The organism is Pseudidiomarina sp. (assembly GCF_033722695.1).
Classification (GTDB): Bacteria; Pseudomonadota; Gammaproteobacteria; order Enterobacterales; family Alteromonadaceae; genus Pseudidiomarina.
The window spans coordinates 1-10,436 of the sequence record NZ_JAWVYM010000043.1; the positions used below are offsets into that span (position 1 = coordinate 1).

The 10,436-nt window shown below is 53.2% G+C and carries 9 protein-coding genes; 4 read left to right on the plus strand and 5 right to left on the minus strand.

The features are described from left to right. From R3196_RS10280 to R3196_RS10295, 4 genes are all read right to left on the minus strand, one after another. Positions 1 to 903: glyceraldehyde 3-phosphate dehydrogenase NAD-binding domain-containing protein (locus R3196_RS10280; RefSeq protein WP_318936685.1), on the minus strand; the 903-nt coding region annotated here is incomplete at its 3' end. Then, complete coding sequence (gene tkt, locus R3196_RS10285) at positions 903 to 2,912, minus strand: transketolase (protein ID WP_318936686.1); 2,010 nt, start codon at positions 2,910 to 2,912, stop codon at positions 903 to 905. The genes tkt and R3196_RS10280, both read right to left, overlap by 1 nt. 90 nt (positions 2,913 to 3,002) lie before the next feature. After that, positions 3,003 to 4,151, minus strand: a complete 1,149-nt coding sequence (gene metK, locus R3196_RS10290; RefSeq protein WP_318936687.1) for a methionine adenosyltransferase — start codon at positions 4,149 to 4,151, stop codon at positions 3,003 to 3,005. 96 nt (positions 4,152 to 4,247) lie between these two features. After that, positions 4,248 to 6,092 (minus strand): M1 family metallopeptidase, encoded by a 1,845-nt coding sequence (locus R3196_RS10295; RefSeq protein WP_318936688.1) that lies wholly within the window; start codon positions 6,090 to 6,092, stop codon positions 4,248 to 4,250. 127 nt (positions 6,093 to 6,219) lie between these two features. Between R3196_RS10295 and R3196_RS10300 the strand changes: the two genes are divergently transcribed. The 4 genes from R3196_RS10300 to ruvX are packed head-to-tail and all read left to right on the plus strand — an operon-like array spanning position 6,220 to position 8,933. Beyond that, on the plus strand, positions 6,220 to 6,954 hold the full coding sequence (locus R3196_RS10300) for a 16S rRNA (uracil(1498)-N(3))-methyltransferase (protein WP_318936689.1): 735 nt from the start codon (positions 6,220 to 6,222) through the stop codon (positions 6,952 to 6,954). A 31-nt stretch (positions 6,955 to 6,985) separates the two neighbouring features. Next, on the plus strand, positions 6,986 to 7,933 hold the full coding sequence (gene gshB / locus R3196_RS10305) for a glutathione synthase (protein ID WP_318936690.1): 948 nt from the start codon (positions 6,986 to 6,988) through the stop codon (positions 7,931 to 7,933). Positions 7,934 to 7,953: 20 nt separating this feature from the next. Continuing rightward, a complete protein-coding gene (locus R3196_RS10310; protein ID WP_318936693.1) occupies positions 7,954 to 8,511 on the plus strand; it encodes a YqgE/AlgH family protein in 558 nt (185 codons plus the stop codon). After that, the gene (ruvX, locus tag R3196_RS10315; protein WP_318936691.1) at positions 8,508 to 8,933 is read left to right on the plus strand and encodes a Holliday junction resolvase RuvX; all 426 of its coding nucleotides are present in this window, start codon (positions 8,508 to 8,510) and stop codon (positions 8,931 to 8,933) included. Before R3196_RS10310 ends, ruvX begins: the two co-directional genes overlap by 4 nt. On the opposite strand, the gene R3196_RS10320 is transcribed toward ruvX, so the two are convergent. Continuing rightward, entirely contained in the window at positions 8,928 to 10,313 is a 1,386-nt protein-coding gene (locus R3196_RS10320) for a PhoH family protein (RefSeq protein WP_318936692.1), read from the minus strand. The genes ruvX and R3196_RS10320 overlap by 6 nt on opposite strands. Positions 10,314 to 10,436 lie beyond the last annotated feature (123 nt).

The following is a 10,436-nucleotide window of genomic DNA, read 5'->3' on the forward strand; positions in this document are numbered from 1 at the left end:
GACAATACTTGAGCGCGGATCATGGTTGAAATCGATCGACACCAACGGCTCATCGACGAAGCCCAACACCGGCGCCAATGGCCCACGTGCGGCATCGGCGAGGATTTTATTTACCTGGCTGATATCGACCGGCGTGTTCACGGTCACGCTCAGATCCATAGCCGTCACATTGGTGGTCGGCACCCGCACCTGAATGGCTTCAAAGCGCCCGGCGAATTTCGGCATAATGCGTTCAATGCCGCGAGCCAGCCGCGTGTCTACCGGAATGATCGAGCGGCCGGCGGCGCGCGCCAGCCGAGGATCGTTATGGTAGGCATCAATCACCTGCTGATCATGCATCGCAGCATGAATGGTGGTGATAGCGCCACTATCGATACCAAAAGCTTCATCCAGGACTTTAATAACCGGCACGATGCAGTTGGTGGTGCAGGACCCGTTCGAAACCATGTTGTGGGCGGCGCTCAGGTCATCGGTATTAACGCCAAAAATAGCAGTAAAATCCAGATCCGGACTGCCCGGATGCGAAAACAATACCTTTGGTACGCCAATATCAAAATATGCCTGGCCATGGCCACGGTCACCGTGCACCCCGGTACAGTCAAGCACCGCATCCAGTTGCAAATCCTGCCACGGCAGCGCACAAATCTCGGGCTCAGCGCTTACCTGAATCGCGTCACTTCCCACCTGCAGCAAATGCTCATTGGGGCTGGTGACAGCGCTGCCAAAACGGCCATGGCTACTGTCATATTTCAGCAGGTGCGCCATATCTTTGGCAGGCGCCAGCTCATTAATTGCGACTACCTGCACCTGCTCGCGGTAGCCCCGCTCATACAGCGCCCGCAGTACACTGCGACCAATACGGCCAAAGCCATTCAGAGCGATGCGTGCGGGCCCTTGGCTCATCAGCCCAGTAACTCCCGCGCCGTGCCTACCAGGTTATCTGTGGTAAAGCCGAAATGTTTGAATACATCGCCAGCCGGGCCAGACTCACCAAAGGTATCCATGCCGATAATTCTGCCGTTCAGGCCAACATACTTGTACCAATAGTCAACGTAACTTGCTTCAACCGCGATACGTTTGGTGACAGCCGCTGGTAATACACGCTCGCGGTAAGCTGCTGGCTGCGCATCAAATACGTCCGTGGCTGGCATAGAAACAACCCGCACCTGGTGGCCGTCGGCCTGCAGCGTCTTCGCCGCAGCCATCGCAATGCCCACTTCTGAGCCAGTGGCAATCAGAATGAGTTTGGGCTGCTGCTCGCTGTCTAGCAGAATGTAACCACCACGGGAGATATCCGCCAGCTGTTCCGCGCTGCGCTCCTGCTGGGGTAAGCCCTGCCGGCTGAAAATCAAAGCAGTCGGGCCGTCGTCGCGTTGAATCGCGGCTTTCCAGGCCACCGCCGATTCCACCTGGTCACACGGCCGCCAGGTACTCAGACGCGGTGTGCAGCGTAAGCTGGCCAGTTGTTCAACCGGCTGGTGGGTTGGGCCATCTTCACCCAGGCCAATAGAGTCATGGGTATAGACAAAAATGCTGCGCTGCTTCATCAGGGCGGCCATACGCACCGCGTTACGGGCGTATTCCATAAACATCAGGAAGGTACCGCCGTAGGGGATCAGCCCACGGTGCAATGCAATGCCGTTCATCATGGCGGACATCGCGAATTCACGCACACCGTAGTATACATAATTGCCGCTGGCATCAGCCGCGCTGATACCTTTAGATTCTTTCGATATTGTCAGGTTCGAACCAGCGAGATCAGCCGATCCACCGAGCAATTCAGGCAGCATCGGCGCGAAGGCGTTGAGGGTGTTCTGCGAGGCTTTGCGGCTGGCCACATCAGCAGGTTCGGCCTGCAATTTAGCGATATAGGCATCGGCCTGAGCAGCAAAGTCAGCCGGCAAATCACCTTTCAGGCGGCGCGACAACTCATGTGCCAACTCCGGGTAAGCTTCTTCATAGGCAGCAAAGCGCTGGTGCCAGTCTTTTTCATGGCGCGCGCCTTCTTCGGTCGCTGACCAGCCAGCATAGATCTCGTCCGGAATTTCAAAGGGTCCATGATTCCAGCCGAGTTTTTCGCGGGCCGCTTTGATTTCGTCATCACCCAGAGGGGCGCCGTGACAGCTCTCTGAGCCCTGCTTGTTCGGTGCGCCGAAGCCGATAATGGTTTTACAGATAATCATCGTTGGCTTATCGGTCACGCCGCGGGCTTGTTCGATAGCGTCTTTGACGGCCCCGGAATCATGGCCGTCAATAGCTTCAATCACATGCCAGCCGTAGGATTTAAACCGCTGCGCGGTATCATCGGTAAACCAGCCCTCAACTTCGCCGTCAATCGAGATGCCGTTGTCATCGTAGAAAGCAATCAGCTTACCCAAACCTAAAGTACCGGCCAGTGAGCAGGCTTCATGAGAAATACCTTCCATCAGGCAGCCGTCGCCCAGGAATACGTAGGTATGGTGATCAACGATGTTGTGTTGGTCACGGTTAAACTGCGCCGCCAGAATTTTTTCTGCCAATGCCATACCAACCGCATTAGCCAGGCCCTGACCTAAAGGTCCGGTAGTGGTTTCCACGCCAGGTGCGTAGCCGTATTCAGGGTGACCAGGGGTTTTTGAATGCAGTTGACGGAAGTCTTTTAAGTCGTCAATGCTGAGGTCATAGCCGGTAAGGTGTAACAAGGAATAGATCAGCATAGAGCCGTGGCCGTTCGATAAAACGAAACGGTCACGGTCGGCCCAGTCTGGATTAGCCGGGTTATGCTTGAGGTAATCACGCCAGAGCACTTCGGCGATATCAGCCATCCCCATGGGGGCACCGGGATGGCCTGAGTTTGCCTGCTGTACAGCATCCATGCTGAGCGCGCGAATGGCATTAGCCAGTTCAGTTCTATCCGTTACTGCAGTAGTCATAACAAAACCCCGAATCTCACTGTAAAAGAAGCTTTAAGAGAAAAAGCACAGATAACGCGTATTCTCCACAATTCGGGGGTTGTAAGCAAATCAGATGTCGCTGCGCAGCGCCTCTGCACGGTCGGTTTTTTCCCATGGGAATTCGTTCCGGCCGAAGTGACCATAAGCCGCAGTAGCCTGATAAATCGGGCGCTCCAGATCAAGCATCTGCACCAGTCCATAAGGGCGCAGGTCAAAGTGTTTGCGCACTAAGGCAATCAGCTTCTCTTCGTCGTATTTGGAGGTGCCGAAAGTGTCGATACTGATTGACGTTGGTTCAGCGACACCAATGGCGTAAGACAGTTGGATTTCACAACGATCCGCCAGCCCAGCAGCAACCAGATTTTTAGCCACATAACGCGCCGCATAAGCCGCGCTGCGATCTACTTTTGAAGGATCTTTACCCGAGAATGCGCCACCGCCATGACGGGCCATGCCGCCATAGGTGTCGACAATAATCTTACGGCCGGTCAGTCCACAGTCGCCCATCGGGCCGCCAATGACGAACTTACCGGTCGGGTTGACGAAAATCCGATCCTGTTTTTCCGGGAACCAGGCTTCTGGTAGTACCGGCTTGATGATGGTTTCGATAACGGCTTCACGCAGATCTGACTGACTGATATCTTCAGCGTGCTGAGTGGATAGCACCACCGTATCAATGCCGACAGGTTCGCCATTCTCATAAATAAAAGTCAGCTGGCTTTTCGCATCCGGACGCAGCCACGGCAACGTGCCATTTTTACGAACTTCCGCCTGTCGCTGCACCAGTCTGTGTGCATAAGTAATCGGAGCGGGCATCAACACATCGGTTTCATTGGACGCATAACCAAACATCAGGCCCTGGTCACCAGCGCCCTGCTCTTCACGGCTCGCGCGATCAACGCCCTGACTTATATCCGGTGATTGTTTGCCAATAGCATTCAAGACCGCACAGGAGTCGGCATCAAAGCCCATATCCGAGTGTGTGTAACCGATTTCACGCACGGTGCTGCGGGTAATGGCTTCAATATCAACCCAGGCTTTGGTGGACACTTCACCACCAACCAGCACCATACCCGTTTTCACGTAAGTTTCGCAGGCCACGCGGGCCATAGGATCCTGTGCCAGGATCGCGTCGAGTACGGCGTCAGAAATCTGATCCGCAATTTTGTCAGGATGCCCTTCGGACACCGACTCTGAAGTAAATAAATGCTTAGCCATAGCCTGTTTGTCTCAACTTTTTTGAAATGGAGATAAAATTTGGGCGTAGTCTAACCAAACTACGCCCGGCTTTCTACATCTAGACGTCTAAAAGTCTTAACCGTCCGGATAAAGTAATGACTCGGTCACGCTTTGTGTCAGCGGGTGATACCCCGGTTTTGCTTGCTGATAAACCTCTCGTGCCCACTTTAAGTTATCTGCCGTACGGGCAAGTTCGCGGTATAACGGTGCTACCAGCTTATTCCGGCCAATGGTCAGCAGATAATTACGCAAACGATCCCGTGCTGGTTCATATTTTTTAATAATAGCCAGTTTTAACCAGGCATGCGCTATTTCAGCGTTCTGACTGTTAGTCAGATTATATTCGCTGTCCAGGCGCGCCATATTTACCGCGGAAATATCCCGTGGCAGGTTATTGATAAAGTGCAGCCATTCATGGGTCGTCCAGCCTTCGGTATTAAGCTGCGCACCTTTTAGCCAACGCACCATTTGCTGTTCAACCTGCTCAAAGGCATCAGACTCAGGTTTAGGAGCATCCTCCGGCAGACCCGGCTGGTGAATCCATTCATCAACTTTATCTTCGCTGACTTTGTCGGGATATTTGGCCAGCAGTTCACGAACCAGGTAATGCTTGAACTGGTCAGTGGAAATGCTCTGGAAGGCAAAATCGTTGAAGTACTGACGCAGGAACTGATCAAACACCTCGCGCCCAAACTGCTGCTCTAGGTACACCAGGAACAACTGCCCTTTCACATAGGGGATCTGTGAAAACACATCGTCCGGATGGCGGGTTCCCAATTCGATATTGAGTACGGTATCTTCTTTATCCAGCCGCTCCAGATCCGCCAGCAGATCCTGGTAACCCAGCGCCAGTTCCATCTGCGCCCGGCGTTTACCGAACAGCTCTTCCATGATCCGATTTTCAACATAGCTGGTAAAGCCTTCGTTGATCCAGAGGTCGCGCCAGCTGGCGTTGGTTACCAGATTTCCCGACCACGAATGCGCCAGTTCGTGGGCAATCAGATTTATCAGGCTGCGATCGCCGGAAATAATAGTCGGTGTTATGAATGATAAACGCGGATTTTCCATGCCCCCGAAAGGGAAACTAGGCGGCAGAACCAATAAGTCATAACGGTCCCAGCGATAGGGCCCATAAAGTGCTTCGGTTACCTCAATCATGCGCGGCGTATCGGCAAATTCAGCCACCGCTTCGTCGATAATATAACGCTCGGCAAATACCGCGACCTGGTCACTGATGGATTTAATCTCCAGGTCGCCCACGGCAATGGCGATCAGATAGGGTGGAATCGGCTGCGGCATCGTGAACTGATAATCGCCGCTGCGCTCTTCACTCAGACTGTTGTCAGCACTCATCACCGCCAGCAACCCAGCAGGGGTGATCACGCGGGCGTTATAGGTCAAGCGCAGCGCCGGCGTGTCCTGGATAGGGATCCAGCTACGAGCGTGAATTGGCTGCGACTGACTGAACATAAACGGATATTCTTTACCAGCAGTCTGAGCTGGTGTCAGCCACTGCAAGCCACTGGCTGTCGGTGCGGTACGGTAGTGAATACGAACCTGGTTAGCTTCTTTACCAATATCAATAACAAGCTCGCGGCCAAGGCTCTCATGCAGCTCGCCCAGTTGATAGGTAGTTGCCTGCCAGCCTTGCTCAGAAATCAGCTCAACCTTCTCGATGGTCAATTCGCTGGTATCCATATGCAGCTTATCCACGTCCTCATGGCGAGCCAGGGTATAAGTAGCAGTACCGTGTAATTCGCGCTGGGCGAAATCGACGGTCAGCTGCAAGTCCAGATGGGGTGTTTCCACTTCATCCAGTTTGGCATAGCTGTGGGCATCTTCGGCGCGAGTCTGGGTGCTGACTAAGGCGCAAAGCAGCACCAGACTGATACATAGATTCACTAACAACGTTCGCAACATAGTCACTTCCTCATAAAATTAACCCGCTCATGATCTGCTGCCAGCCGGCTAACGTCAAATGCTTTTGCCTGCTGACGCATGATGGCTCACTCTGGTAAGATGAAAAAAAACTTTATGGAACTGATCTATGCGCATACCACGGATCTATCATCCGTCGTCAGATTTAACTCCCGGTAGCACCGTATCGCTAGCGGAAGATGCAGCCAGCCATGTCGGCCGCGTGCTGCGCATGGAAGTCGATCAGCAACTCGAACTGTTTAACGGTGATGGCTATAACTATCCAGCCAGGATCACCAGCAGCAGTAAACGTGCTGTCGAAGTGGTCATTGAGGATAAACAAGCTAACCCCAGTGAATCTCCGGTACCCGTGCATCTCGGGCAGGGCATCTCACGCGGTGACCGCATGGACTTCGTGTTACAAAAGTCCGTTGAGCTGGGGGTGACAGACATCACCCCACTCTTTACCGAACGTTGCGGGGTAAAACTTAGTGGTGAGCGGCTTGAGAAAAAACAGCAACAGTGGCAGAAGATTATTATCGCCGCCTGTGAACAAAGCGGCCGCAGCCAGGTTCCTGTCGTGCATAAACCCCTGGTGCTAACTGCCTGGTTCAGTGACCTGCCGCCGGCACTGCGGTTAACCCTCGACCCTTATGCTGACAAGCCATTGCGTGAGCAACAGCTGACGCAACAGCGGGTACAGCTTCTCATTGGACCCGAAGGTGGCTTCAGCGACACCGAAGTGTCGCTGGCTGCTGAACATGATTTTTTGCCAGTACGACTGGGCCCCCGGGTGCTGCGTACCGAAACCGCTGCGCTGGCGGCGCTTTCCGTTATTCAGTATCAGTTCGGCGATTTAGCCTGAAGCGTTAGCCTAAACAGATTAAGGAGCAGCAATGAAACTCGCGATGATTATGGATCCGATTGCGACGGTCAAAACCTACAAAGACACCAGCTTTAGATTGCTGCTGGAAGCTCAGGCGCGTGATTACGAGTGTTATTACCTGGAGCTCCGTGATCTCTCGATTGTTGCCGGCGAACCCATGGCTCGTGCCCGACGTGTAACGGTACGCGATCAGCCAACAGATTTTTATGACCTGGGTGAGCCCGCCGATGTGCAGCTTGCAGATTTCGACGTTATCATGATGCGCAAAGATCCGCCGGTGGACAGCGAATTCATTTACGCCACTTATATGCTGCAACTGGCCGAAGAGCGCGGTGCCTTTGTGGTTAACAAGCCGCAGAGCCTGCGTGATTGTAACGAAAAACTATTTACCGCCTGGTTCAGTGAACATATGCCGGAAACCATCGTCACCCGACGGGCCGAGCAAATCCGCGCGTTTCACACCGAACATAAAGATATTATTCTCAAGCCGCTTGACGGCATGGGTGGCGCGTCGATATTCCGCGTTGGTCCGGACGGTAGTAATCTGGGCGTCATTATCGAAACCCTGACCGCCCACGGCACACGTTATGCCATGATTCAACGCTACCTGCCGGCGATAAAAGATGGCGACAAGCGCATTCTTATTATTGATGGCGAACCTATGCCTTATTCGCTGGCACGGATCCCGTCCGCCGGTGAAACCCGTGGTAATCTGGCCGCCGGTGGCAGCGGCCGTGCTCAGCCTTTGAGCGACAGCGACTGGGAACTGGCCCGCGCAGTGGGCCCGGATCTTAAGCGTCGCGGCTTGTATCTGGTGGGGCTGGATGTGATTGGCGATCGGATCACCGAGATCAATGTGACCAGCCCGACTTGCATGCGCGAGATCGAAGCCGCATATGATATTAATATCGCTGGTAAGTTATTTGCTACCATTGAAGGGTATCTTGCAAAAGATTAACCGGAGTATTCATGGAAACACTGTCGAATTTAGAAAATCATTTTCTCATCGCTATGCCGGGCCTGAAAGACCCGTTCTTTCAGCGTTCCGTTACTTATATCTGCGAGCATAACGACAGTGGCGCCATGGGGCTTATCATTAATCAACCGGTGGATGTCACCGTTGAGGGGTTATTGCAGCAGCTTGAAATTGTGGTGCCCGATAAATCAAAAGCACTGCAGCGACCGGTTTATGCCGGTGGTCCGCTGGCCCGCGATCGTGGCTTTGTGCTGCATTCGCCCGTTGACGGCTGGCGTAGCTCAATGCGCCTGAGCGACGACATGATGATCACCACGTCCAAGGATATTCTTGAAGCCATGGGCCAGGGCAAAGCACCCGAGCATTATTTGCTGACCCTGGGTTATGCCGGTTGGGATCCAGGCCAGCTTGAGCAGGAGCTTTCAGAAAACAGCTGGCTGACTATTCCCGCCGATGCCGACATCATTTTTAATACCCCCTCGCCAGAGCGCTGGAAGCGGGCGACAGCGAAACTGGGTATTGATGTGTGGCAGCTAGGGCCGGATGTAGGGCACGCATGAGCCAGGTGCTGGGTTTTGATTTTGGTACTCATAGCATTGGTGTTGCCGTTGGCCACTCGTTGAACGGTACCGCCTCGCCGCTGGCTGCGCTAAAAGCGAAAGATGGCCAGCCCGACTGGGATAAAGTCGCCAGGCTGCTGGCAGAATGGCAACCCGATTTACTGGTCGTTGGCCTGCCGCTCAATATGGATGGAAGTGAGCAATTACTAACGGAGCTCGCCCGCAAATTCGCTAACCGTTTGCACGGCCGCTTTGGCCTGCCGGTTGAATTACAGGACGAACGCCTGACCACAGTCGCGGCCCGGGAAGAATTGTTTGCCCGGGGCGGCTATCGAAAACTGCAGAAAGATCGTATCGACAGCGCCTCGGCACAACTTATCCTCGAAGACTATTTTTCGCGGATGTCCGCACCCGCCTCATAGATTTTCTTCAGCATATTGCGCCAGATTACTGCGCACCACACCGTTCAGATTAATGGTCGCGCTGCCGGGATAGTCCTTAAAGCGCTCAACAATATAGGTCAGACCCGAAGTCACCGCGGTCAGGTAGTAACTATCGATTTGTGCCAGGTTGCCCGAACAGATAATCTTCGTGCCGGTGCCACAACGGGTAATGATGGTTTTCAGCTGTGACGCCGTCAGGTTCTGCGACTCATCCAGCAACACAATGGCGTTCTGGATGCTGCGACCACGCATAAAGTTAAGCGATTTAAACTGGATATTGGCTTTATTCATGATGTAGTTCATGCTCGATTCCATGCTTTCATCATTTTTGTGCAGCACTTCGAGCGAGTCGGTGATAGCCGCCAGCCAGGGCGCCATTTTTTCTTCTTCAGTGCCTGGCAGGTAACCAATAGATTCGGCGATTTCCGGGGTATTGCGCGTGACAATAATTTTCTCATAGAGCTTCTGCTCAATCACCATTTCAAGCGCCGCAGCAAGCGCCAGCAGGGTCTTACCGCTACCAGCCGGACCAGTCAGAATAACCAGATCGATAGTCGGATCCAGCAGCGCGTTAAGCGCCATCGCCTGATAAATATTTTTTGGCTGTATGCCCCAGGCACGGTAGCTCATCATCCGTTCAAAGCCGATGTCGTGCAGCCGCACATAGTCGCTGTCGTAAGAGACAACCTTACCGGCAAACTGTTCTTCTTCGTCAATTACGTACTGGTTACGAAATACTGTGGGTAAAACCTTCTTATCCACCTCGTGGAACGTATCCCGCCCCTCCTGCACACTGGTGACCTCACCAACATGGCTCCAGAAATCGCCCTCGACTTCAGCGAAACCTTTGGATAAAAAGCGGATGTCATCAATGAGCTGGTCAGTGCGATAGTCTTCAACACATTTGACGCCGGCCCCTTTGGCCTTCAGCCGCATGTTGATGTCTTTGGTGACCAGCACCACTTTCTCACCGTTCTTACTCTTTTGCAGCTCCAGCGCGGCCTGAATAATGCGGTGATCGTTCTCCGACAAGTTCAGCACTGAGTCGGTTTGTTTCAGCTGATAATCGGGATAAATCGCCAGCCGGCCTTCGGCCTGATGATTACCTTGTACGCGGGTTAGCGGTACACCTGCTAATATCTCTTCAGGCGTGGCATCTTTCAGTGCGTTTTCCAGCGAACGAATGGCAACGCGCGCCTCGCGGCTAACGTCTTTATGGCGGTCTTTAATGTTGTCGAGCTCTTCGAGCACGACCATGGGGATAATAACGTTATGTTCATCAAAGTTCAGAAAAGCGAGTGGTTCATGCAGCAGGATGTTGGTATCAAGCAGGTAGTACTTCCGATGTTTCTCTGTCATGCGGGACCTCAGCAGCAGTGGTGTTCTATAATTGTTATGCACTTGCCTTACAGTTACTAGACTAGCGCAGATTTAATGAAAAGGGTGTGAACATTAAATATTTTTTCGCTACCATGTGCGCCC